This is a genomic window from Microbacterium esteraromaticum, from assembly GCF_016907315.1.
In the GTDB taxonomy this organism is placed as follows: domain Bacteria; phylum Actinomycetota; class Actinomycetes; order Actinomycetales; family Microbacteriaceae; genus Microbacterium; species Microbacterium esteraromaticum.
The window spans coordinates 533665-556527 of sequence record NZ_JAFBBS010000001.1; the positions used below are offsets into that span (position 1 = coordinate 533665).

Consider the following 22863-nt stretch of genomic DNA (forward strand, 5'->3'; position numbering starts at 1 on the left):
TTCAAGCTCCTCTGTCAGCGTCGCGCCGCTGGGCGATCACCGTGAGCACGGCGTCGATGGTCTGCGCGAAATCAAGTTCGGTGGAGTCGACCACGTCAACGCCCTCTGCGGCGTTGAGGAAGTCGACGACGGCGCTGTCCGACGCGTCGCGCTTGTGCAGCGCTTCGGCGACAGCGGCGGCGTTCTCGCCCGCCAGCTCGCCGGCGCGCCGGGCGGCGCGCACCTCCGGCGCGGCGGTGAGCAGGATCCGTACGGGCGCATCGGGCGCCACGACGGTGGTGATGTCTCGTCCTTCGACGATGACGGCCGGGTAGTCGGACTCCGCCACGATGCGGCGGAACATCTCGTTCACCTGGACGCGGATCTCCGGCACGCGGGCGACACCGCTCACGGCTCCCGACACCCGCGGCTCGCGGATGGCTGCGGTGACGTCGACGTCTCCGACGCGGACGATGCGATCATCGGGGTCGAGCCCCTGCGTAAAGGGGAAATCGGATGCTGCCGCGCGAACGGCCTCGGGGTCTGCTGTGTCGTCGCCGCGGTCGAGCACGTGCCAGGCGAGCGCACGGTAGGCGGCACCCGTGTCGAGGTAGCCGTAGCCCTCACGCCGCGCGATCTCCTTCGAGACGCTCGACTTGCCCGAACCCGCAGGTCCGTCGATCGCGATGAACTTGTCGGCATCAGTCATTGGTGTTCCCCGCAATCCGCCAGCCCCGTGCTTCCAGTCCCTCGATCGCACCGCGCAGCGCGGCCGGCGCGACGCTGATCTCGGCGAGACCGAACTGGGCGCCAGGAGAGTGCTCCAGACGCAGATCCTCGACGTTCACGTTCAGCTCGCCGAGCTCGCCGAACAGGCGACCGAGCTGGCCTGCCGTGTCGTCGACCATGACGACCAGCGTCTCGAAGCGGCGGTTCTGACCGTGTTTGCCCGGCAGACGCTCCACGCCCTCGTTGCCCTGGCGGATGGCATCCGCGACGGTGCGACGGGACCCGGGGGCGTTCGGCTCCCGCAGGGCATCGGCCACCTCCTTGAGATCCACCGCGAGCGCGTCGAGCAGCTCGACGACGGGTGCGGCATTCGCTCCGAGGATCTGCACCCACAGCTCGGGCGCAGACGCGGCGATGCGCGTCGTGTCGCGCACGCCCTGTCCTGCGAGGCGCAGCGAGCCCTCCTCGGCCTCGGCCAGCCGCCCGGCGAGCAGGCTCGCGACCACCTGAGGCACGTGGGAGGTCAGGGCGACCGAGCGGTCGTGCTCTTCGGGAGTCATCTCCAGCGGCATCGCGCCGACATCGAGCGCGAGCGCCTCGACGAGCGCGAGGTCGGCGGGGCGGGTCTCCTCGTCACGGCAGACCACCCACGGACGGCCGATGAACAGGTCGGCACGCGCGGAGATCGCGCCTCCGCGCTCCCGTCCGGCCAGCGGGTGCGAGCCGATGTAGCGCGAGAGGTCGAGCCCGCGGCGCCGCAGCTCTTCGAACGGCTCGAGCTTCACACTCGCGACGTCGGTGACGACGGCATCCGGGTAGGCAGTGAGTTCCGCCTCGATCACGTCGGCGGTGACGTCGGGCGGCACGGCGACGACGATCAGTCGCGGCGCGTCGCCTGCCTGCGAGGCGCGGCCCGCGCCGTAGTCGATCGCGAGCCGCAGCTGCGACGGCGATGCGTCGGCGAGCACGACGTCGACCCCTTTGGATCTGAGGGCGTGCCCGATGCTCGAGCCGAGAAGCCCCGCTCCGACGATGCGCACCGTCCCCGAGAGCCGCGCGGCGTTCTGCGTCGCGCGCGCGTTGTGGGAATCGCTCACTCGTTCTCCTGAGGGCTGTCGTGCGCTCGGCGCTGCTCGGTGGCAGCGGGCGCCGGGGAATCCTGGCGCGACAGAGTCAGAAGTGCGCCTCGTTCGATTTTAGTCAGCTCGCGCGCCTTCCCGACCGGGAGAGTTCCCAGGTGCAGCGGACCGAACTGACGACGCACGAGTTCGTCGACCGGATGCCCGACCGCGGCCATCATGCGGCGGACGATGCGGTTGCGTCCGGAGTGCAGGGTCAGCTCCACCAGGCTCGACCCACGCGACACGTCGAGCAGCCTGGCCTTGTCGGCCTTGATCGGGCCGTCTTCGAGCTCAATCCCCCGCGTCAGCCGCGCGATCGTCTGCGCGGTGACCTCGCCTGAGACCTTCGCGATGTACACCTTCGTCACGCCGAACGACGGATGCGCCAGCACGTGCGCCAGGTCGCCGTCGTTGGTGAGGACGAGCAGTCCGCTGGTCTCGGCATCCAGCCGGCCCACGTTGTAGAGCCGCTCCGGCCACTCCTTCGTGAAGCGGCGCAGGTCCGGTCGGCCGTTCTCGTCCTTCATGGTGCTGACCACGCCGGTGGGCTTGTTCAGCATCACGTAGCGCTTCGAGACGTCGAGCTGCACGGCCGTGCCGTCGACGTCGATGAGGTCGGTCTCGGGATCGATGCGCGTGCCGAGCTCGGTGACGGTCGTGCCGTTGACGCGGATGCGACCCTCGACGATGTACTGCTCGATGACGCGGCGGGAGGCCACCCCGGCGTTCGCGAGCGCCTTCTGCAGCCGGATGCCGTCGGGCAGGGCGTTCGCGTTGCTGTCAGGGCTCATCGCATGACTCCTTCTTCGAATCCGTCGGCGCCGTCGTCGAGCAGCGGCGAGATGGGCGGCAGCTCGTCGATCGAGTTGATGCCGAGGTGCTGCAGCAGCTGGTCGGTGGTGCCGTAGTTGATGGCGCCGGTCTCGGAGTCGGCGAAGAGCTCGGTGATCAGCCCGCGGGCGAGCAGTGTGCGCACGACCGAGTCGACGTTCACGGCGCGGATGGAGGCCACCTGCCCGCGGGTGACGGGCTGCTTGTAGGCGATGACCGCGAGCGTCTCGAGCGCAGCCTGGGAGAGGCGAGCCGGCGCCTGCCCGCCGATGAAGTCGGCGACGAGGTCGTCGTGGTCCTCGCGCACGTACAGCCTCCATCCCCCGCCCACCTCGCGCAGCTCGAAGCCTCGCCGCGGGCCGTGGCCGCGACCGTCGTAGTCATCGACCAGCGCCTCGAGAACCTGGCGGACCGCGGGCACCGGCGCGTGCACGGCAGCGGCCAGCGCGACCAGCGCGATCGGCTCGTCGACGATCAGCAGCACCGCCTCCACTCGCTCCGCCAGAGGAGTCTCGAGGGTCTCTTCGGGCTCTGTCGGCGAGGTCGCCTCATCCACTGGCTCGATGTCGGTCATGGCATCCGTCTCATCTGTCATGGTCATCTCACCTGTCGTAGTCCGCGCCGAGGGTCGCCAGCTGCTCGTCCGACCAGCTCTCTGCCGACCACCGCAAGGTCAGCTCTCCGAGGGGCTCGAGCTGCTCGAACGAGAGCGCGGCATGGCGGTACAGCTCGAGCACCGAGATGAAGCGGGCGACGACGATGCCGGGCTCGCCCACCCCCGCGACTAGCTCGCGGAACGTCAGCGATTCGCTGCTGCGCAGCAGGGTCACGACGATCGCGGCCTGCTCGCGGATGCTCACCAGCGGCGCGTGCAGGTGATCGAGCCCGACCGTCGGCAGCTCCTTCGGCGTGAAGGCCATCAGCGCGATGGCCGCGAAGTCGGCGGGCGTCAGGGTCCAGACCAACTCGGGCGTTCTGCTGCGATGCTTCTCGTCGAGTGGCACGGCGCGCACGTGTCGGCGATCCTCGCGCTGAAGGCAGCGTGCGAACCACGACGACACCTCCTTGAACGCCCGGTACTGCAGCAGCCGCGCGAACAGCAGGTCCCGTGCCTCGAGCAGCGCCACGGATTCAGCGTCGACCAGCTCGCCCTGCGGCAGCAGACCGGCGATCTTCATGTCGAGCAGGGTGGCCGCGACCACGAGGAACTCCGACGCCTGGTCAAGCTCGGCGTCTCCGTCGAGCTCCTTCAGATACGAGATGAACTCGTCGGTGACCCGGCTCAGCGATACCTCGGTGATGTCGAGCTCGTGCTTCGAGATGAGATTCAGCAGCAGGTCGAAGGGCCCGTCGAAGTTCGACAGCGAGACCCGGAAGCCGGTGTCGGCAGCAGCTTCCTGAGCGTCGTCGAGCGGCTCAGGCGACAGCGCCACGGGCGACCAGCTCCCGCGCCAGTCGCAGGTACGCCTGTGCTGCGGCGTGCTCGGGCGCGAACTCGGTGATGGGAACACCCGACACCGACGCGTCGGGGAACTTCACGGTGCGACCGATCACGGTCTCGAGGACGTCGTCTCCGAAGGCCTCGACGACGCGCTCCAGCACCTCACGGGAGTGCAGCGTGCGCGGGTCGTACATGGTGGCCAGCAGACCGTCGAGCTCGATCGCCGGGTTGAGACGGTCGCGCACCTTGTCGATGGTCTCGATCAGCAGCGCCACACCGCGCAGCGCGAAGAACTCGCACTCGAGCGGGATCAGCACGCCGTGCGCAGCCGTGAGCGCGTTCACCGTGAGCAGACCGAGCGACGGCTGGCAGTCGATGAGGATGACGTCGTACTCACCCGACACGTGCCGCAGCACGCGCGAGAGGATCGTCTCGCGGGCGACCTCGTTGACGAGGTGCACCTCGGCGGCCGACAGGTCGATGTTGGCCGGCAGCACGTCGAGGTTCTCGACCGACGAGTGCACGATGGCCTCACGCGGGTCGCGCTTGGTGTCGAGCAGCAGGTCGTACACCGTCGGCACGTCGTGTGTGGGGATGCCGAGACCAGCCGACAGAGCGCCCTGCGGGTCGAAGTCGATGGCGAGAACCTTGCGTCCGTACTCGGCGAGGGAGGCGGCGAGGTTGATCGAGGTGGTCGTCTTGCCGACGCCGCCCTTCTGGTTGCACAGCGCGATGATGCGTGCAGGGCCATGCCCGTCGAGCGGCGCGGGGATCGGGAACCCCTGATAGGGACGACCGGTCGGGCCGATGGGGGTGTCGTCACCCTTCGTCGCCTTCGACCTGCTCTTCGTCACCTTGTCCGCCATCCTGCTCCTTCGTGCTCGCTCGATTCTAGCCGCAGGGCGCCCGCGCGCCGGGGTCGGCACGCGGCGTTGCCTCAGCGAGCCCGCGGGTGCGAGGTCGCGTAGATGTCGCGCAGGGCATCGACCGACACATGCGTGTAGATCTGGGTCGTCGCGACTGAGGCGTGACCGAGCAGCTCCTGCACCACGCGCACATCGGCACCGCCCTGCAGCAGGTGGGTGGCGAAGCTGTGGCGCAGGGTATGCGGCGAGACCTCCGCGGTGATCTGCGCCCGCTCGGCCGCAGCGCGGATCACCAGCCAGGCGCTCTGGCGCGACAGCGGGGCGCCCCGCGCACCGAGGAACAGCCGCGCCGTCGCGCGGCCCTTGGCGGCCAGCTCGGGCCGGACGCGAGTCAGGTATGCGTCGACTGCGGCACGCGCGTACGAGCCGATCGGCACGATCCGCTCTTTGTCGCCCTTGCCTCGAAGGCGCAGCACGTCGCCGTACGCAAGATCGTCGACGTCGAGCGAGACGGCCTCCGACACCCGCGCGCCGGTCGCGTACAGCAGCTCCAGCAAGGCCCGATCGCGCAGTCCGATCGGCTCATCGGGGGACGGTGCGGCGAGCAGCCGCTCGACCTGCTCGATCGTCAGCGCCTTCGGCAGTCGCTGCGGCGTCTTGGGCGGACGCAGGCGGCCGGTGGGGTCGTCGGATTCGATGCCCTCTCGCACGAGGAAGCGGTGCCATCCGCGCACCGCCGACTGTAGGCGCGCGAGACTGGTAGCCGCGGGCGGCGGCTCGGCCCCAGCACGGTCGGCGATGAAGGCCGTCACCGTGCGCGGGTCGATGGCATCCGTCGTGTCGATGCCCCGCTCGCCCAGCCATGCCGCGTACCCGGCGAGGTCGCGCCGGTAGGCGGCGACCGTGTGCTCGGAGAGGCCTCGCTCGATCGTGACGTGTCGCAGGTACGCGTCGAGCGCCCGGTCGACCTGCACGTCAGTCCTCGGCGCGCCGCTGCTCGCGCAGGCGGCGCTCCGCCGCGAGGACCCCGATCGCCAGGATGCCGTTGTGCAGCCGCCCCGCGAGCACGCCGTCGGCGGCATCGGCGAGCGGCACCCACTCGACGCGGATGTCGGCCTCCTCGTCCTCTCGGTCGTGCGCGTCTGCGTCAGAGAGACCGGTGGCGAGATAGACGTGGATCATCTCGTCGTTGCCGCCGGGAGTCGTCCATGCCGAGACGAGATGCTCCCAGTGCTCGGCGACGATGTCCGCCTCTTCGGCGAGCTCCCGCCGGGCGGCGGCCATCGTCTCCTCCCCCGGCACATCCAGCAGACCTGCGGGCAGCTCCCAGTCCCGGTGCCGGATCGGGTGCCGGTACTGCTGGATCAGCAGCACCCTGCCGTCGGCGTCGAGGGCGACGACCGCCACAGCACCGGTGTGCGCCACGTACTGACGACGGATCTCACCGTCTCCGTAGCGCACCCGGTCGTCACGCACATCCCAGACGGCGCCGTGGAATGCGAGGTCGCTGGAGACGACCTCAGGCTCGAACGGCTCGTCGTGGATGGCGCCTGCGGGAGCGGGCACGGGGATCACTCGTCGTCTTCGGTGAACAGCTCGCTGGCGCGGTGCCGCTCGATCGCCGCACCGATCAGGCCGCGGAACAGCGGGTGCGGTGCGGTCGGACGCGAGCGCAGCTCGGGGTGCGCCTGAGTGGCGATGTAGTACGGGTGCACATCACGGGGCAGCTCGACGAACTCGACGAGGTCGAGATCGGGGTTGAGTCCCGAGAACACGAGACCCGCCTCGGCGAGACGCGGACGGTACGCGTTGTTCACCTCGTAGCGGTGACGGTGACGCTCGGAAGCAGTCGGGCCGTCGTAGAGGTCGCGCGCGAGGGTGCCCTCGCCGAGAGCCGCTTCGTACAGCCCCAGGCGCATGGTGCCGCCGAGGTCTCCGCCGTCGAGGATCTGGATCTGCTCGGCCATCGTCGCGATGATCGGCTCTGCGGTGTCGGGGTCGAACTCCGTCGACGAGGCCTCGGCGATACCGGCCACGTTGCGCCCGTACTCGATGACCATGCACTGCAGACCAAGGCAGATGCCGAGCGTCGGGATGCCCTGCTCGCGGGCGAACTTCAGTGCGCCGAGCTTGCCCTCGATGCCCCGGATGCCGAAGCCGCCCGGTACGAGGATGCCGTCGAGGTCGCCCAGGTTCTTCGCGGCGCCCTCCGGGGTCTCGCACGTGTCGGAGGCGATCCAGCGGATGTTGACCTTGGTCTCCTGCGCGAAGCCGCCGGCCTTGAGCGCCTCGGTGACCGACAGGTAGGCGTCGGGCAGGTCGATGTACTTGCCGACGAGACCGATCGTGACCTCGTGCTTGGGGTTGTGGACGGCGTGGAGCACCGTGTTCCAGCGCGTCCAGTCGACCTCGCCGGCCTTGGCGTCGAGACCAAGGCGTCGGATGATGTACGCGTCGAGGCCCTGGTCGTTGAGCGTCGAGGGGATGTCGTAGATGCTCGGCAGGTCGACGGTGTTGATCACGCCTTCGACGTCGACGTCGCACATGAGCGCGATCTTGTTGCGGTTGCTCGCGCTCACCGGACGGTCGCTGCGCAGCACAAGCGCGTCGGGCTGGATGCCGACCTGGCGCAGGGCTGCGACAGAGTGCTGGGTGGGCTTGGTCTTCTGCTCACCGGAGGCACCCATGAACGGCACGAGCGACACGTGCACGAAGAACACGTTGTCGCGGCCGAGCTCGTGGCGCAGCTGGCGCGCCGACTCGAGGAAGGGCTGCGACTCGATGTCACCGACCGTGCCGCCGACCTCGGTGATGATGATATCGGGCTGCGGCTCTTCTGTGGCCTGCAGGCGCATGCGCCGCTTGATCTCATCGGTGATGTGCGGGATGACCTGCACGGTCGCGCCCAGGTAGTCGCCGCGACGCTCGTTCGCGATCACCTCGGAGTAGATCTGACCGGTGGTGACGTTGGCCGCCCGCGAGAGGTCGATGCCGAGGAAGCGCTCGTAGTGCCCGATGTCGAGATCGGTCTCAGCGCCGTCGTCGGTGACGAAGACCTCACCGTGCTCGAACGGGTTCATGGTGCCCGGGTCGACGTTGAGGTACGGGTCGAGCTTCTGCATCACGACGCGCAGTCCGCGCGCGGTGAGCAGGTTGCCGAGGCTGGCTGCGGTGAGCCCCTTGCCCAAAGAGGAAACGACACCGCCCGTCACGAAGATGTGCTTCGTGGTGAAGGAGCTGGTGTCGTTGTCTGGCGCCGCAACAGAAGAGTTCATCACGGGCTTTTATCCTATCAGTTGATCGCGGAGCCGAGGCTCAGCAGTTCGCGGGCGTGAGTGAGTGCGGCGTCGGAATCGGTGAGACCCGAGAGCAGACGAGCCATCTCGGCCTCGCGCTGCGCTCCCTCGAGACGTGTCACGCTCGACGCGGTGACGGCACCGTCATTCGATTTCACGACCGAGAGGTGATTGTTCGCGAACGCCGCGACCTGCGCCAGGTGGGTGACGGCGATGACCTGCGAGGTGCGCGCCAGCTGCGCGAGGCGTCTGCCGACCTCGATCGCCGCGGCGCCGCCGATTCCGGCATCCACCTCGTCGAAGACGAACGTCGGCACGGGATCGGTCCCGGCGATGACGACCTCGATCGCCAGCATGACGCGCGAGAGCTCGCCGCCGGATGCCCCCTTCGACACCGAGCGGGGCTCTGCCCCGGGGTGCGGAGCGAGCAGGATGGCGACATCGTCGCGCCCGTGGGCCGTTTCGGCGCCCGGCGAGACGCGCGCCTCGAGCGTGGCGTCCGGCATCGCCAGAGCATGCAGCTCTTCGGTGACGGCTGCCGAGAGCCGAACGGCGGCCGCGGTGCGCACCTCGGTGAGCGCGGCTGCGGCAGTGTCGAGAGCCTCGCGAGCGCTGTCAGCCTCGGCAGTGAGACGGTCGATGCGGTCGCCGTCGTCGTCGAGCTCGGCGAGGCGAAGCGCTCCCGTCTGCCAGACCTGCAGCGCCTCGTCCAGAGAGCCGTGCTGGCGGATCAGTCCGCTCAGCGCAGCGCGACGCTCTTCGACGGCGGCGAGCTCGTGCGGTCCTGATTCGTCGAGGTCTGCGAGGTAACCAGAGAGCTGCTGTGCGAGGTCGGCAGCACGGTACCCGAGGTCGGCGATCGCGTCGGCGATCTCGCTGAGCTTGGGGTCGGCACTGCGCTCGAGCGAACGACGGGCTTCGGCCAGAAGCGCCGCCACGTCCGGATCGCCCTCCTCGCTCGACAGCGCCGACCGGGCGACGGACGCCGACAGCCGCAGCTCCTCGGAGTTGGCGAGCCGCTCCGCGCGCTCGTTCAGCTCGACGTCCTCGCCCGGCTGGGGCTCGAGCTGCTCGATCTCGGCCAGCTGCTCGCGAAGGATCGCGGCCTCGGCCGCACGTCGATCGCGGTTCTCGGTGATCTCGGTGATCTCGGCATCCAGTTCGCGCCAGCGGCTGAAGCACTCCCGGTACGTCGCAAGCGCGGCCGCGACCTGCTCGCCGCCGAAGCGGTCGAGCGCATCGCGCTGAGCTGCGGCCGAGCGCAGCCGCAGCTGGTCGGACTGGCCGTGCACGACGACGAGCTCTTCGGCGAGCGAGGCGAGCACTCCCGCCGGCGCCGGACGTCCGCCGACGCTGGCGCGGCTGCGTCCTTCAGCGCTGAGAGTGCGCGAGACGTACAGCTCTGCGGTCTCTCCCGCCGGCTCGAGCTCGCCGCCGGCGTCGGTGACGATGTCGGCGACCGGTCCCTTCTGCGGCACCATCCAGACTCCGGCGACGGATGCCTGGGCGGCCCCGGCACGGATGGCGGAGGAATCGGCTCGCGCTCCGAGCAGCAGCCCGAGCCCGGTGACCACCATGGTCTTCCCGGCACCGGTCTCGCCGGTGACGGCGGTGAAGCCGGCGCCGAGAGGCAGCACGGCGTCATCGATCACGCCGAGACCGCGGATGCGCATCTCATCGATCACAGAGCACCTCGCCATCCCGCGACGGGCAGCTGGAACTTGCGCACGAGACGATTCGTGAAGGCGGTCGGATGCAGGCGAGCGAGGCGCACCGGTCGCGAAGAGCGACGCACCACGACGCGTGCCCCTGGAGGCAGCTCGTGCGAGCGACGACCGTCACACCACAGGATGCCGCTGCCGTCGGTGCGCTCGAGCATCTCGATCGCGACCGAGGCCTCGGGCCCGACGACGAGAGGCTTGGCGAACAGCGCGTGCGCCGACAGCGGCACGACGGCGATCGCCTCGACGGTCGGCCAGATCACCGGACCGCCGGCGGAGAAGTTGTAGGCAGTGGATCCGGTGGGGGTCGATACGACCATGCCGTCGCATCCGAAGCTCGACAGCGGCCGGCCGTCGATCTCGATGACCACCTCGATCATCCGCTCGCGACTGGCCTTCTCGACGGTCGCCTCGTTGAGCGCCCAGGTCTCGTAGACGACGGCGCCGGCGGCATCCTTCACCCTCACCGAGAGCGCGAGACGCTCCTCGACGTCATAGTCGCGGTCGATGACGCGAGCGACGGCGGCGTCCATGTCGTCGCGGTCGATCTCGGCCAGGAAGCCGACGTGGCCCATGTTGATGCCGAGCACCGGAGCCTCGGAGCCGCGCACCAGTTCGGCGGCGCGCAGGATCGTGCCGTCTCCGCCGAGCACGATGGCGAGTTCGAGGTCGTGGATGGCGACGTCCGTTCCGAGCAGTCCGACGTCGGCGAAGCGGTGATCGAGAGCGACGAACTCATCGTGATCGTCGGCGGGAAGCACCGGCGTGGCGCCCGCAGCTCGCAGCGCGTCGACGACGCGCAGGGCCGCTGCGACCGTGTCCTCACGCTTGGCGTGGGCGACGACCAGGATGGGGCGCGCGTTCATCGTCCTCCTGCCACGTGTGCGATCTGCTCCGACCATTCTGACGGATCCGTTCCGCGTCCGGGCGCGAGATGCACGAGATACTCGGCGTTGCCGTGCGTGCCGAGGATCGGCGACGGCAGGATGCCGAGCATCCCCAGGCCGACGTCGTGTGCGCTCCACAGGGTGCGCTCGACGGCGTCCAGTCTGGCGTCGACGCTGGTGACCAGCCCGCCCTTCACGGCCGTTCGTCCCACCTCGAACTGCGGCTTTACGAGCAGCACCACATCGGCGTCGGGGCTGATCGTGTCGACGACCGCGGGCAGCACGAGCGCGAGCGAGATGAAGGAGAGGTCGCCGACGGCGAGATCCGGGCGTTCGCTCTCGTGCGTGGCCTCGGCCAGCGACTGTGCGGTCATGTGGCGGACGTTGAAGCCTTCGACAGCGGTGACGCCGGGGTCGGCTGCGATCTGCTCCGCGAGCTGTCCGTGGCCGACGTCGACAGCGAGGACGCGTCTGGCCCCGCGTTCACGCAGCACCTGGGTGAATCCACCGGTGGACGCGCCCATGTCGAGCGCAAGACGTCCGTCCACCGCGATGCCGAAGCCGTCGAGCGCGGCGATGAGCTTGTGCGCCGCTCGGCTGACGTAGTGGTCGCCGCCGTCCAGGGCGATGTCGGCCGCGTCGTCGACCGGCGTCGACGGCTTGATGACCGTGCGGCCGTCGACGCGGACGAGTCCGTCTGCGATGAGGGATGCCGCGTGCGTTCGAGAACGGGCGATGCCCCGCGCGGCGAGGGCTGCGTCGAGGCGCGTCATCGGGTGCCGGGCGCCGTGTCGACGTCGCGCGGTGCGCTTTCGAGACGCTTCATCAGCTCGTCGTGCAGCGACCCGTAGGCTTCTGCGCGGTCGGCGAGGGGCTGGCCCTCGATCAGGCGCAGTCTGCTCCAGAGCGCATCAGCCGGCTCATCTCGCGTGTGCTCCATCCGACCACTGTAACGCGGGCCGCCGACGCGGCAGCCCGCGACTCTCAGGGCCTGTGGAACGGATCGTCGTAGAGCTTCTCTGGCACGCGGAAGGCGTAGATCGCGAGCCCCGTCGCCCAGATCGCCGCGGCACCGGCGCGCAGCAGGTCGATCTGCGCAGTGCCCTCCGAGAGGATCTGCACGTCGGCGTTCACGATGCGCACCGAGGCTCCGTTGACCGTGAACACGCCGTCTTTCTCTACGATTTCGGGGTACGGCTCGTGAAGATCGCGGAGGTCCGCCAGGATGTAGTCCGGCCGCGAGCCCTTCGGTGCAGCCAGCACATGCTTCGGGCGATCGATGCCGGTGAGCACGAGTGCCGAAGCGATGCCGGCTCGCACCGCGCCCATGATGTCGGTGTCGAGCCGATCGCCGAGGAACAAGGGGCGCTGCGCGCTGAAACGCGCGATCGCCTCTTCGAAGATCGGCGTCTCGGGCTTGCCCGCGACGGTCGACAGCCGGCCGATCGCGGTGTGCACGGCCGAGACGAGCGTGCCGTTGCCTGGGGCCACACCGCGCTCGCGGGGAATGGTCCAGTCGGTGTTGGTCGAGATCCAGGGGATGCCGCCCTCGTCTTCGGGCACTTTCAGAGCGAAGGCCGCCTCGGCGAGGTCGGTCCACGCGACATCCGGGCTGAAGCCCTGCACGACCGCGGCCGGCGAGTCCTCGGCGCTGCGGGTGACGGTGTATCCGGCCTTCTCGGCTTCGACGACAAGACCCTCTCCCCCGACGATCAGGATGGTGGCCGGGGCGGGAACCATGGTGGTGAGCAGACGCATGGCCGCCTGCGGACTCGTGACGACGTCATCGGCCGCGACCGTGAGTCCGAGGCCGGTGAGGTGCTCGGCGACCGACGCGTCGGTACGCGACGCGTTGTTCGTGATGTAGCCGAGGCGCATCGACTCCGCGACGCGGTTGAGGCTGTCGACGGCGTACGGCACAGCAGTCGGCCCGGCGTACACCACGCCGTCGAGATCGGCGAGAACCGTGTCGCGACCGGTCAGCGGCGTGGATGCCTGCTTCGCGCGGCGGAACAGCGCCATCAGCGGTCGGACTCCGCGTCGTCGGCCTCTCCGTCTTCAGGGACGCGCTCATCGGATCCGTTCGGCTCGGAGGCTTCGGCTTCGGCTTCGGCTTCGGCTTCGGCTTCGGCTTCGGCTTCGGCTTCGGCTTCGGCTTCGGCTTCGGCTTCAGGATCCTCGCGGTCGACGGTCTCAGCCGGTTCAGCATCTGCATCTGCTTCTGCATCTGCTTCTGGGACGTCGGTGGCGTTGGCTTCGTCAGCATCCCGGTGAGACGCCTCTGCCTGCTCGTCGGACGCCTGATCGTCATCGAAGTCCTCGACGTCATCCACGAGGCCGTCCTCGACGATGATCTCGTCGTACTCGCCGTCGTGCCCCAGGGCGGATGCTGCGACCTCGGCACGATGAGTCCAGAACTCGGCCTCATCGTTGCGGCCGAGGTCTTCGAGCACGGCCGCGCGGGCGGCGAAGAGCGCGGGGCTCCATTCGAAAGCCCGGTTCGGGTCGAGCTCGGGGATCTCGAGCTCGCCGAGCGCCAGCTCGGTCTCACCCCGGTCGAGGCGTGCCCCCGACATCGCGATGGCGAGTGCGACGCGCACAGCCGGTGTCAGGGCAGCACGGTCGACAGCGCGTCCCTCCTCGAGCGCGCGGTCGGGACGACCGACACCGCGCTCGCTGTCGACGATCAGAGCGATCTGGTCGTCGTTGCCCGAGATGCGACGGTAGGTGCGCAGTTCACGCAGCGCGAGGGCGAAGTCGCCGATGCCGTACGCCGTGATCGCGAGGGTCTCGCGAACGACCGCGACGCGGCCGGCTCGGCGGGATGCTGCGAGGGCGTGCTCATGAGCGCGAGCGGGATCTTCGTCAACCAGCTGAGCCACCATCGCGAGGTGACGCGCGACCTGCTCGGCGTTCTCCTTGCTGAGTGTCTTCAGCTCGTTGCGCGCTGCGGGGTGCAGATCGCGTGCGGTGATCTCGTCGGGCAGCGGCGGCTCGGGAATGCGCTCGCGCACGGGGGCGAACTCGTTCTGCGGGCGGTCGACGCCTCCGCGCGGACGGTCGCGGTAGGAGGGCCGCTCGCCTCGGCTGTCATCGCGATCGTGGCGGGGGCGGTCACCGAACGACCGGCGCTCCCCGGACTGGTTGCGATCACCGGACTGGTTGCGATCACCGGACTGGTTGCGGTCGCCGTACGGACGACGCTCACCCTGATTGCGGTCACCCTGGTTGCGGTCACCGTACGGGCGACGCTCACCCTGGTTGCGGTCACCATAGGGACGACGCTCACCCTGACTGCGGCCACCCTGGTTACGGTCACTGTACGGGCGACGCTCACCCTGATTGCGGTCACCATAGGGACGACGCTCACCCTGGCTGCGGTCACCCTGGTTACGGTCACCATAGGGACGACGCTCACCCTGATTGCGGTCACCCTGGTTGCGGTCACCGTACGGGCGACGCTCACCCTGGTTGCGGTCACCATAGGGACGACGCTCACCCTGGCTGCGGTCACCCTGGTTGCGGTCACCGTACGGGCGACGCTCACCCTGGTTGCGGTCACCATAGGGACGACGCTCACCCTGGCTGCGGTCACCCTGGTTGCGGTCACCGTACGGGCGACGCTCACCCTGGTTGCGGTCACCATAAGGACGACGCTCACCCTGATTGCGGTCACCCTGGTTACGGTCACCGTACGGGCGACGCTCACCCTGGTTGCGGTCACCATAAGGACGACGCTCACCCTGATTGCGGTCACCCTGGTTGCGGTCACCATACGGACGACGCTCACCCGACTGATTACGGTCTCCGTAGGAGCGACGCTCACTCTGGTTGCGGTCGCCATAAGGACGACGCTCACCCTGGCTACGATCGCCATCACGACGAGGACCGCGCGACGATGAGTCATTGTAGCGCGGTCTGCGGTCGGAGTCCGAACGTCGGTTGTGCGCGCCTTCGCCGTCGTTCCGGCGGTCCCGCTGCTCATCTGACATTCTGACTCCCTGTTCTACCGCTAAACGCAAAATGGCCACCCAGCTCTGGGTGGCCATTTTACTTAAGAGAAGTCCGGCGGTGTCCTACTCTCCCACAGGGTCCCCCCTGCAGTACCATCGGCGCTGTGAGGCTTAGCTTCCGGGTTCGGAATGTGACCGGGCGTTTCCCTCACGCTATGGCCGCCGTAACACTATTGACGTTTCGGCAACGCACACGTTGAGTGTGGTTGTTTGGTTCCGACCGTACGTCGAGAACCACAAAGTGGACGCGTTCATCTCGCAGAAAGGAGTGTTATCAAGTCATCGGCTTATTAGTACCAGTCAGCTGCACGTGTTGCCACGCTTCCACATCTGGCCTATCAACCCAGTAGTCTGGCTGGGAGCCTCTCGCCCCGAGGGGCATGGAAGTCTCATCTTGAGGCCGGCTTCCCGCTTAGATGCTTTCAGCGGTTATCCATCCCGAACGTAGCTAACCAGCGGTGCTCCTGGCGGAACAACTGGCACACCAGAGGTTCGTCCAACCCGGTCCTCTCGTACTAGGGTCAGATCCTCTCAAACTTCCTACGCGCGCAGCGGATAGGGACCGAACTGTCTCACGACGTTCTAAACCCAGCTCGCGTACCGCTTTAATGGGCGAACAGCCCAACCCTTGGGACCTACTCCAGCCCCAGGATGCGACGAGCCGACATCGAGGTGCCAAACCATGCCGTCGATATGGACTCTTGGGCAAGATCAGCCTGTTATCCCCGAGGTACCTTTTATCCGTTGAGCGACAGCGCTTCCACAAGCCACTGCCGGATCACTAGTCCCGACTTTCGTCCCTGCTCGACCTGTCAGTCTCACAGTCAAGCTCCCTTGTGCACTTACACTCGCCACCTGATTGCCAACCAGGTTGAGGGAACCTTTGGGCGCCTCCGTTACTTTTTGGGAGGCAACCGCCCCAGTTAAACTACCCACCAGGCACTGTCCCTGAACCGGATTACGGTTCGAAGTTAGATATCCAATATGACCAGAGTGGTATTTCAACAATGACTCCACCGTAACTGGCGTCACGGTTTCATAGTCTCCCACCTATCCTACACAAGCCACACCGAACACCAATACCAAGCTGTAGTAAAGGTCACGGGGTCTTTCCGTCCTGCTGCGCGTAACGAGCATCTTTACTCGTAGTGCAATTTCGCCGAGTTCGCGGTTGAGACAGTTGGGAAGTCGTTACGCCATTCGTGCAGGTCGGAACTTACCCGACAAGGAATTTCGCTACCTTAGGATGGTTATAGTTACCACCGCCGTTTACTGGGGCTTAAATTCTCAGCTTCGCCTTGCGGCTAACCGGTCCTCTTAACCTTCCAGCACCGGGCAGGCGTCAGTCCGTATACATCGACTTGCGTCTTCGCACGGACCTGTGTTTTTAGTAAACAGTCGCTACCCACTAGTCTCTGCGGCCACCACACCCTTTCCGGAGCAAGTCCGTATAAGCGGGTGGCCCCCCTTCTCCCGAAGTTACGGGGGCATTTTGCCGAGTTCCTTAACCACGATTCTCTCGATCTCCTTGGTATTCTCTACCTGACCACCTGAGTCGGTTTGGGGTACGGGCGGCTTGAACCTCGCGTCGATGCTTTTCTTGGCAGCATAGGATCACCCACTTTTTATCCGCATCGTGTCTCAGCCTGTATGAGTCACGGATTTGCCTATGACTCGGCCTACGCACTTGCACCAGGACAACCATCGCCTGGCTTGGGCTACCTTCCTGCGTCACACCTGTTAATACGCTAGCCGCACCAGCATAGGGTCGTGTGCTCCACCGGACGGTGAACCCCGAAGGGTTCGATGTCCGGCTTTGGACACTTAGCATTACTGGATTGACTGGGGCGGTTCTTCGCCGGTACGGGAATATCAACCCGTTGTCCATCGACTACGCCTGTCGGCCTCGCCTTAGGTCCCGACTTACCCAGGGAAGATTAGCTTGACCCTGGAACCCTTGGTCTTCCGGAGGACGTGTTTCTCACACGTCTTTCGCTACTCATGCCTGCATTCTCACTCGTGTGGCGTCCACGGCTGGTTTACACCGCCGCTTCACTCGCCACACGACGCTCTCCTACCCATCAACACGGCTGGACCACGAAGGCCTACCACAAATGTCAATGCCACAGCTTCGGTGGCGTGCTTGAGCCCCGTTACATTGTCGGCGCGGAATCACTTGACCAGTGAGCTATTACGCACTCTTTCAAGGGTGGCTGCTTCTAAGCCAACCTCCTGGTTGTCTAAGCAACTCCACATCCTTTTCCACTTAGCACGCGCTTTGGGACCTTAGATGGTGGTCTGGGTTGTTTCCCTCTCGACTATGAAGCTTATCCCCCACAGTCTCACTGCTGCGCTCTCACTTACCGGCATTCGGAGTTTGGCTGACGTCAGTAACCTGGTGAGGCCCATCGGCCATCCAGTAGCTCTACCTCCGGCAAGAAACACGCAACGCTGCACCTAAATGCATTTCGGAGAGAACCAGCTATCACGAAGTTTGATTGGCCTTTCACCCCTATCCACAGCTCATCCCCTCAGTTTTCAACCTAAGTGGGTTCGGCCCTCCACGACGTCTTACCGTCGCTTCAGCCTGGCCATGGATAGATCACTTCGCTTCGGGTCTAGAACATGCGACTGAAACGCCCTATTCAGACTCGCTTTCGCTACGGCTACCCCACACGGGTTAACCTCGCCACATATCACTAACTCGCAGGCTCATTCTTCAAAAGGCACGCTGTCACCCCTACTAAGGAGGCTCCAACGGTTTGTAAGCAAACGGTTTCAGGTACTATTTCACTCCCCTCCCGGGGTACTTTTCACCTTTCCCTCACGGTACTTGTCCGCTATCGGTCATCTGGGAGTATTTAGGCTTATCAGGTGGTCCTGACAGATTCACACGGGATTTCTCGGGCCCCGTGCTACTTGGGATACTCTTCACGCTGCGCACAACATTTCGACTACGGGGCTGGCACCCACTATGGCCCGCCTTTCAAGACGGTTCGTCTATATCGTCACATCACGTCGAACACTCGGCAGAATGTTCAAAAGAGTCCCGCAACCCCGGGCATGCAACGCCTGCCGGCTATCACACACACCCGGTTTAGCCTCATCCGCTTTCGCTCGCCACTACTCACGGAATCACTGTTGTTTTCTCTTCCTGTGGGTACTGAGATGTTTCACTTCCCCACGTTCCCTCTACCCGCCCTATATATTCAGGCGGGAGTCACCAGGTCGCAAAACGCCTGGCGGGGTTTCCCCATTCGGACATCCTCGGATCAACACTCGCTTATCAATTCCCCGAGGCTTATCGCAGATTGCTACGTCCTTCTTCGGCTCCAGATGCCAAGGCATCCACCGTTTGCTCTTAAAGACTTGAAATCACATGAGATGAACCAGATCCAGGAAAAGATCTGATTCGGTTTTCTTTAAGATGCTCGCGTCCACTGTGTAGTTCTCAAAGTACGGGCGGTCCCCCACCCCCACTGCCATACGGCAACAGAAGTAAGGGCCGAGAGGTTCAGAACGACCCGAAGGCCGGCCCGGTCCCTCAGGACCCAACAGCGTGCAGGCACCCCACCCTCCAGGCCAAGCGTTCCCCCTGCCGAAGCAGCGTACTAACTCAAACCCTCAGGTCGAATGCCATGTCAAATGTTCCACCCATGAGCTCCGGTCACACACATTCGGTGTGAATCCGGCTCTGTCAGACCCGAAGGCCTGCAGTGCTCCTTAGAAAGGAGGTGATCCAGCCGCACCTTCCGGTACGGCTACCTTGTTACGACTTAGTCCTAATTACCGATCCCACCTTCGACAGCTCCCTCCCACAAGGGGTTAGGCCACCGGCTTCAGGTGTTACCGACTTTCATGACTTGACGGGCGGTGTGTACAAGACCCGGGAACGTATTCACCGCAGCGTTGCTGATCTGCGATTACTAGCGACTCCGACTTCATGAGGTCGAGTTGCAGACCTCAATCCGAACTGGGACCGGCTTTTTGGGATTCGCTCCACCTTACGGTATTGCAGCCCATTGTACCGGCCATTGTAGCATGCGTGAAGCCCAAGACATAAGGGGCATGATGATTTGACGTCATCCCCACCTTCCTCCGAGTTGACCCCGGCAGTATCCCATGAGTTCCCACCATTACGTGCTGGCAACATAGAACGAGGGTTGCGCTCGTTGCGGGACTTAACCCAACATCTCACGACACGAGCTGACGACAACCATGCACCACCTGTTCACGAGTGTCCAAAGAGTTGACCATTTCTGGCCCGTTCTCGTGTATGTCAAGCCTTGGTAAGGTTCTTCGCGTTGCATCGAATTAATCCGCATGCTCCGCCGCTTGTGCGGGTCCCCGTCAATTCCTTTGAGTTTTAGCCTTGCGGCCGTACTCCCCAGGCGGGGAACTTAATGCGTTAGCTGCGTCACGGAATCCGTGGAAAGGACCCCACAACTAGTTCCCAACGTTTACGGGGTGGACTACCAGGGTATCTAAGCCTGTTTGCTCCCCACCCTTTCGCTCCTCAGCGTCAGTTACGGCCCAGAGATCTGCCTTCGCCATCGGTGTTCCTCCTGATATCTGCGCATTCCACCGCTACACCAGGAATTCCAATCTCCCCTACCGCACTCTAGTCTGCCCGTACCCACTGCAAGCCCGAGGTTGAGCCTCGGAATTTCACAGCAGACGCGACAGACCGCCTACGAGCTCTTTACGCCCAATAATTCCGGATAACGCTTGCACCCTACGTATTACCGCGGCTGCTGGCACGTAGTTAGCCGGTGCTTTTTCTGCAGGTACCGTCACTTTCGCTTCTTCCCTGCTAAAAGAGGTTTACAACCCGAAGGCCGTCATCCCTCACGCGGCGTTGCTGCATCAGGCTTCCGCCCATTGTGCAATATTCCCCACTGCTGCCTCCCGTAGGAGTCTGGGCCGTGTCTCAGTCCCAGTGTGGCCGGTCACCCTCTCAGGCCGGCTACCCGTCGACGCCTTGGTGAGCCATTACCTCACCAACAAGCTGATAGGCCGCGAGCCCATCCCCAACCGAAAAATCTTTCCACCCGCACACCATGCGGTGACGGGACATATCCAGTATTAGACGCCGTTTCCAGCGCTTATCCCAGAGTCAGGGGCAGGTTGCTCACGTGTTACTCACCCGTTCGCCACTAATCCACCCAGCAAGCTGGGCTTCATCGTTCGACTTGCATGTGTTAAGCACGCCGCCAGCGTTCATCCTGAGCCAGGATCAAACTCTCCGTAAAAAAGAAATGCATACACAACCGGGAAAACGGTCATGCAGCGAGTTTGAAACTGACCAAAAGAGACGAACATCATTGCTGACATTCATATAAATTGATCCAAAGGAATTCTCAACCAACCCCCACAGGGATTGGACGAGGATAATTTGGCATTTGACAAGTGCACGCTGTTGAGTTCTCAAGGATCGGACGCACCCGCACACCCACCCCTCAGGGCAGAGAAGCGCAGGGCAACTTCACAATCTTATATCTTCCCGACCAGGCAGTCAAATCCGACACGCCGTAAGGACCAGGTGAAGACATCCGCCACCTCAACGAGGCAACCGCTCCAGCCTATCCCAACCAGCGAGCTTGTCAAATCGACGAACCCGAACCGGGAACCACACTCCCCGGGCCTAACAGCCCCTCCAAACCAACAAGTGATCCAGAGTGAAGGTGGGTGGTTCGCTACTTGGAGGGGAGCCAGGCCCTTCAGGCCTTCCGCTCAACCGCTTGGGGCGAACAAGTAATAATTTACGCGCCACCCACCACCCCCGCAAATCACCACCACACCCCGGGCGTGTCGCACCTGAGGTTCCGCGTGATTCCGCGGTTCTGCGGGCGTAGGGTCGGCTCATGAGACAGCCCGCCGCAGGCCACACCGTGCCACTGCCCTCACGCCTCGCCGTGGGCGAGCTGGCCTGGAGCAGCGTCCTCGCCGCGGGCGCTGCCCTCTCCCCTGACGCACCGACTGCGCCGGATCCGGCCCAGGTCGCCGCCGCTTATCGCAGCGACCGGCATCTGCTCATCGACGGCGAGGCGCCCGATGTGTGGTCTCCGCTGTCGCGGTTCTGGCGCGTGTCCGACGGCTGGGTGCGGACGCACGGAAACTATCCGCATCACGCGGCCGCGCTGCGCTCCGGCATCGGCGCACCGGAGGATGCCGCAGCCGTCGACATCGGCGAGCGTCTCTCTCGCATGACGGCTGAAGCCGCGACTCGGATGATCACATCGGCCGGGGGCCTGTGCGTACCCGTGCGCCGAGAGCATCCTCACGACGATGCCGCCCTGCGGAGGCATCCGATCGTCGAGACGCATCGCCTCACCCACTCGCCCGCTCGTCGTCGGAGCGCGGCCACGACGCACGCTCCCCTTGCGGGCCTGCGCGTACTCGATCTGACCCGGGTGATCGCAGGTCCCGTCGCGACCCGCACCCTCGCCTTCGCCGGCGCCGATGTGCTGCGCATCGATCCACTGCGTCTGCCCGAGCCCGCCTGGCAGCACCTGGACGTCGGGCACGGCAAGCGATCCGCGCTGCGGGACGTCGACGCCGACCGTCCGCTGTTCGAATCGCTACTGGCGGACGCGGATGCGGTCGTGCTCGGCTACCGGCCGAGCGGCCTCGCGCGGCTCGGGCTCTCCCCCGAAGCCCTGGCGGAGCGGCATCCCCATCTCGTCATCGGTCAGCTCAGTGCGTGGCCCGGCGACGGGTCACCCCGTGGCTTCGACAGTCTCGTGCAGGCGGACTCGGGCATCTCGTGGATCGAATCGCCGGACGGCGCGACCCCTGGCGCCCTTCCGGCACAGGCGCTCGACCACTCCGCCGGCTACCTGCTCGCGGCCGGCATCGCAACCGCGCTGCGGCGCCGAGGCGAGACCGGCGGCGGGTGGCTGGTGCGCACCTCTCTGCGCCGGGTCGCGGCGGAGCTGCTCGGGATGCCCCGAGACGCCGCGCCCGCCTACGCCGCCGACCCCGGGTCATCGACGCACGCCACGTACACCGCGCGGACGCAGGAGTTCGATGTCGGCGGGCGGCGCGTCACCACGGTGGCACCGGCAGTGCGATGGCCGGGGTCGCCCGAGGCATTCAGCCCGCCTCGTCCCTGGGGTGGCGATGCCGCCGAGTGGTGGTGACAGACCGGCGGACAGCAGACAGCAGCGGTCACGCCTGCTTTTCGGATGCCTTCCGGCGACGATCCGCGACGAGGACGAGCACCACTGAGAGCGCGATCGTCACGGCTCCCCACAGTCCGGACGCCGGCGGGAGCACCCGATAGGCCAGATGCTGCACGGTGAACGAGCTGTCCAGCGGGCCCAGCATCGCCAGCCCGAAGGCCCAGGCCGCGACCAGCAGAGCAGGCAGGCTCAGCATCCACGCCCAGCGCACCCAGGCGGGCAGCATCCGGACTCGCCGGACCGCAGGCCGGCGGATCAGCCAGAGCACCGCGAAGACGCCGATGATCAGCAGCCCCACCACGCTCGAGCCATGCTGCAGCCACTTGTATCCGGCCAGAGGGCCCCACATCTGCTGCAGCGCGGGAACCGCCTGCACCCCCCAGCGCCCCTCATGCGTGAACAGGTCCCAGCCGATGTGCGAGAGCACGCCGAGCACGAGCGAGATCGCCAGCAGCAGCGGATGCCAGCGAATCCCCCGCTGCGAGGTCGTCTCGAGCGCCGCCTCGGAGCCGGTACGCCGCCAGGCGTCGGGAAGACGGTCGGCGATGGCGTCCGGCGCCAGTTCCACAGCTGCCGGCCGAAGCACCATGCGCCACACCAGCAGCAGCACGAACGCGACCAGCGTCGTCCAGACGATGTTCGACCACCCGTGCGTGAACCCGTAAGACAGGCCGGCGCCGCGCAGGAACAGCGGCAGGTCGGGGGTCATCGCACCGACCGCGATCGCCGCCGGAACCAGCGGCGACCGCGCGAACGGCAGCGCGATCACCGCATGGCTCGGCGTGAACGGCATGC

Annotated in this window: 18 protein-coding genes and 3 rRNA genes; 2 read left to right on the plus strand and 19 right to left on the minus strand. The window is 65.9% G+C overall.

What is annotated here, in order from left to right; all coding sequences use genetic code 11:
• Position 1: 1 nt before the first annotated feature.
• The 15 genes from cmk to JOE67_RS02700 form a co-directional block, all read right to left on the minus strand.
• Positions 2 to 688: a (d)CMP kinase gene (gene cmk, locus JOE67_RS02630; RefSeq protein ID WP_204974028.1), complete on the minus strand. Its 687-nt coding sequence runs from the start codon at positions 686 to 688 to the stop codon at positions 2 to 4.
• Positions 681 to 1805 carry a prephenate dehydrogenase gene (locus tag JOE67_RS02635; protein ID WP_204974029.1) on the minus strand — a complete coding sequence of 375 codons (1125 nt, stop codon included), beginning with the start codon at positions 1803 to 1805 and terminating at the stop codon, positions 681 to 683. The genes cmk and JOE67_RS02635 overlap by 8 nt, the downstream gene beginning before the upstream one ends.
• The gene (locus JOE67_RS02640) at positions 1802 to 2620 is read right to left on the minus strand and encodes a pseudouridine synthase (protein ID WP_204974030.1); all 819 of its coding nucleotides are present in this window, start codon (positions 2618 to 2620) and stop codon (positions 1802 to 1804) included. Before JOE67_RS02640 ends, JOE67_RS02635 begins: the two co-directional genes overlap by 4 nt.
• The gene (scpB, locus tag JOE67_RS02645) at positions 2617 to 3255 is read right to left on the minus strand and encodes an SMC-Scp complex subunit ScpB (RefSeq protein ID WP_239528329.1); all 639 of its coding nucleotides are present in this window, start codon (positions 3253 to 3255) and stop codon (positions 2617 to 2619) included. Before scpB ends, JOE67_RS02640 begins: the two co-directional genes overlap by 4 nt.
• A gap of 7 nt (positions 3256 to 3262) precedes the next feature.
• Positions 3263 to 4093 (minus strand): segregation/condensation protein A, encoded by an 831-nt coding sequence (locus tag JOE67_RS02650; protein WP_204974031.1) that lies wholly within the window; start codon positions 4091 to 4093, stop codon positions 3263 to 3265.
• Positions 4077 to 4967, minus strand: coding sequence for a ParA family protein (locus tag JOE67_RS02655; RefSeq protein ID WP_204974032.1), 891 nt, complete (start codon positions 4965 to 4967; stop codon positions 4077 to 4079). Before JOE67_RS02655 ends, JOE67_RS02650 begins: the two co-directional genes overlap by 17 nt.
• Positions 4968 to 5038: 71 nt before the next feature.
• Complete coding sequence (gene xerD, locus JOE67_RS02660; protein WP_204974033.1) at positions 5039 to 5941, minus strand: site-specific tyrosine recombinase XerD; 903 nt, start codon at positions 5939 to 5941, stop codon at positions 5039 to 5041.
• A gap of 1 nt (position 5942) precedes the next feature.
• Positions 5943 to 6533: an NUDIX domain-containing protein gene (locus JOE67_RS02665; RefSeq protein ID WP_204974034.1), complete on the minus strand. Its 591-nt coding sequence runs from the start codon at positions 6531 to 6533 to the stop codon at positions 5943 to 5945.
• Between the two features lie 5 nt (positions 6534 to 6538).
• On the minus strand, positions 6539 to 8242 hold the full coding sequence (locus tag JOE67_RS02670) for a CTP synthase (protein WP_204974035.1): 1704 nt from the start codon (positions 8240 to 8242) through the stop codon (positions 6539 to 6541).
• Between the two features lie 17 nt (positions 8243 to 8259).
• Positions 8260 to 9948, minus strand: a complete 1689-nt coding sequence (gene recN, locus JOE67_RS02675; protein WP_204974036.1) for a DNA repair protein RecN — start codon at positions 9946 to 9948, stop codon at positions 8260 to 8262.
• Positions 9945 to 10850 carry an NAD kinase gene (locus tag JOE67_RS02680; protein ID WP_204974037.1) on the minus strand — a complete coding sequence of 302 codons (906 nt, stop codon included), beginning with the start codon at positions 10848 to 10850 and terminating at the stop codon, positions 9945 to 9947. Before JOE67_RS02680 ends, recN begins: the two co-directional genes overlap by 4 nt.
• On the minus strand, positions 10847 to 11644 hold the full coding sequence (locus tag JOE67_RS02685) for a TlyA family RNA methyltransferase (protein ID WP_204974038.1): 798 nt from the start codon (positions 11642 to 11644) through the stop codon (positions 10847 to 10849). The genes JOE67_RS02680 and JOE67_RS02685 overlap by 4 nt, the downstream gene beginning before the upstream one ends.
• Positions 11641 to 11811 carry a hypothetical protein gene (locus JOE67_RS02690; protein WP_204974039.1) on the minus strand — a complete coding sequence of 57 codons (171 nt, stop codon included), beginning with the start codon at positions 11809 to 11811 and terminating at the stop codon, positions 11641 to 11643. The genes JOE67_RS02685 and JOE67_RS02690 overlap by 4 nt, the downstream gene beginning before the upstream one ends.
• A 44-nt stretch (positions 11812 to 11855) precedes the next feature.
• Positions 11856 to 12893, minus strand: a complete 1038-nt coding sequence (locus tag JOE67_RS02695; RefSeq protein ID WP_204974040.1) for an HAD-IIA family hydrolase — start codon at positions 12891 to 12893, stop codon at positions 11856 to 11858.
• Positions 12893 to 13885 carry a hypothetical protein gene (locus tag JOE67_RS02700; protein ID WP_338041473.1) on the minus strand — a complete coding sequence of 331 codons (993 nt, stop codon included), beginning with the start codon at positions 13883 to 13885 and terminating at the stop codon, positions 12893 to 12895. Before JOE67_RS02700 ends, JOE67_RS02695 begins: the two co-directional genes overlap by 1 nt.
• Here JOE67_RS02700 and JOE67_RS02705 point away from each other — a divergent pair.
• The gene (locus JOE67_RS02705) at positions 13826 to 14773 is read left to right on the plus strand and encodes a hypothetical protein (RefSeq protein ID WP_204974041.1); all 948 of its coding nucleotides are present in this window, start codon (positions 13826 to 13828) and stop codon (positions 14771 to 14773) included. The genes JOE67_RS02700 and JOE67_RS02705 overlap by 60 nt on opposite strands.
• A gap of 161 nt (positions 14774 to 14934) precedes the next feature.
• On the opposite strand, the gene rrf is transcribed toward JOE67_RS02705, so the two are convergent.
• The 3 genes from rrf to JOE67_RS02720 form a co-directional block, all read right to left on the minus strand.
• Positions 14935 to 15051 (minus strand): 5S ribosomal RNA (gene rrf / locus JOE67_RS02710).
• Between the two features lie 103 nt (positions 15052 to 15154).
• Positions 15155 to 18259: ribosomal RNA gene (locus JOE67_RS02715) — 23S ribosomal RNA — on the minus strand.
• 352 nt (positions 18260 to 18611) lie between these two features.
• Positions 18612 to 20136: ribosomal RNA gene (locus JOE67_RS02720) — 16S ribosomal RNA — on the minus strand.
• The 16S, 23S and 5S rRNA genes sit together here, the layout of an rRNA operon.
• A gap of 612 nt (positions 20137 to 20748) precedes the next feature.
• Here JOE67_RS02720 and JOE67_RS02725 point away from each other — a divergent pair.
• Positions 20749 to 22026, plus strand: coding sequence for a CoA transferase (locus JOE67_RS02725; RefSeq protein ID WP_204974042.1), 1278 nt, complete (start codon positions 20749 to 20751; stop codon positions 22024 to 22026).
• Between the two features lie 28 nt (positions 22027 to 22054).
• Here the strand turns inward: JOE67_RS02725 and JOE67_RS02730 are convergent, their stop codons facing one another.
• Positions 22055 to 22861: a DUF4184 family protein gene (locus tag JOE67_RS02730; RefSeq protein ID WP_204974043.1), complete on the minus strand. Its 807-nt coding sequence runs from the start codon at positions 22859 to 22861 to the stop codon at positions 22055 to 22057.
• Positions 22862 to 22863: the final 2 nt, after the last annotated feature.

What these genes read in the sequence shown, in the direction of transcription:
- cmk (WP_204974028.1), bottom strand. Translation starts at nt 688, where the DNA reads ATGACTGATGCCGACAAGTTCATCGCGATCGACGGACCTGCGGGTTCG.
- JOE67_RS02640 (WP_204974030.1), bottom strand. Translation starts at nt 2,620, where the DNA reads ATGAGCCCTGACAGCAACGCGAACGCCCTGCCCGACGGCATCCGGCTG.
- scpB (WP_239528329.1), bottom strand. Translation starts at nt 3,255, where the DNA reads ATGACAGATGAGACGGATGCCATGACCGACATCGAGCCAGTGGATGAG.
- JOE67_RS02655 (WP_204974032.1), bottom strand. Translation starts at nt 4,967, where the DNA reads ATGGCGGACAAGGTGACGAAGAGCAGGTCGAAGGCGACGAAGGGTGAC.
- JOE67_RS02670 (WP_204974035.1), bottom strand. Translation starts at nt 8,242, where the DNA reads ATGAACTCTTCTGTTGCGGCGCCAGACAACGACACCAGCTCCTTCACC.
- JOE67_RS02680 (WP_204974037.1), bottom strand. Translation starts at nt 10,850, where the DNA reads ATGAACGCGCGCCCCATCCTGGTCGTCGCCCACGCCAAGCGTGAGGAC.
- JOE67_RS02685 (WP_204974038.1), bottom strand. Translation starts at nt 11,644, where the DNA reads ATGACGCGCCTCGACGCAGCCCTCGCCGCGCGGGGCATCGCCCGTTCT.
- JOE67_RS02690 (WP_204974039.1), bottom strand. Translation starts at nt 11,811, where the DNA reads ATGGAGCACACGCGAGATGAGCCGGCTGATGCGCTCTGGAGCAGACTG.
- JOE67_RS02695 (WP_204974040.1), bottom strand. Translation starts at nt 12,893, where the DNA reads ATGGCGCTGTTCCGCCGCGCGAAGCAGGCATCCACGCCGCTGACCGGT.
- JOE67_RS02725 (WP_204974042.1), top strand. Translation starts at nt 20,749, where the DNA reads ATGAGACAGCCCGCCGCAGGCCACACCGTGCCACTGCCCTCACGCCTC.
- JOE67_RS02730 (WP_204974043.1), bottom strand. Translation starts at nt 22,861, where the DNA reads ATGCCGTTCACGCCGAGCCATGCGGTGATCGCGCTGCCGTTCGCGCGG.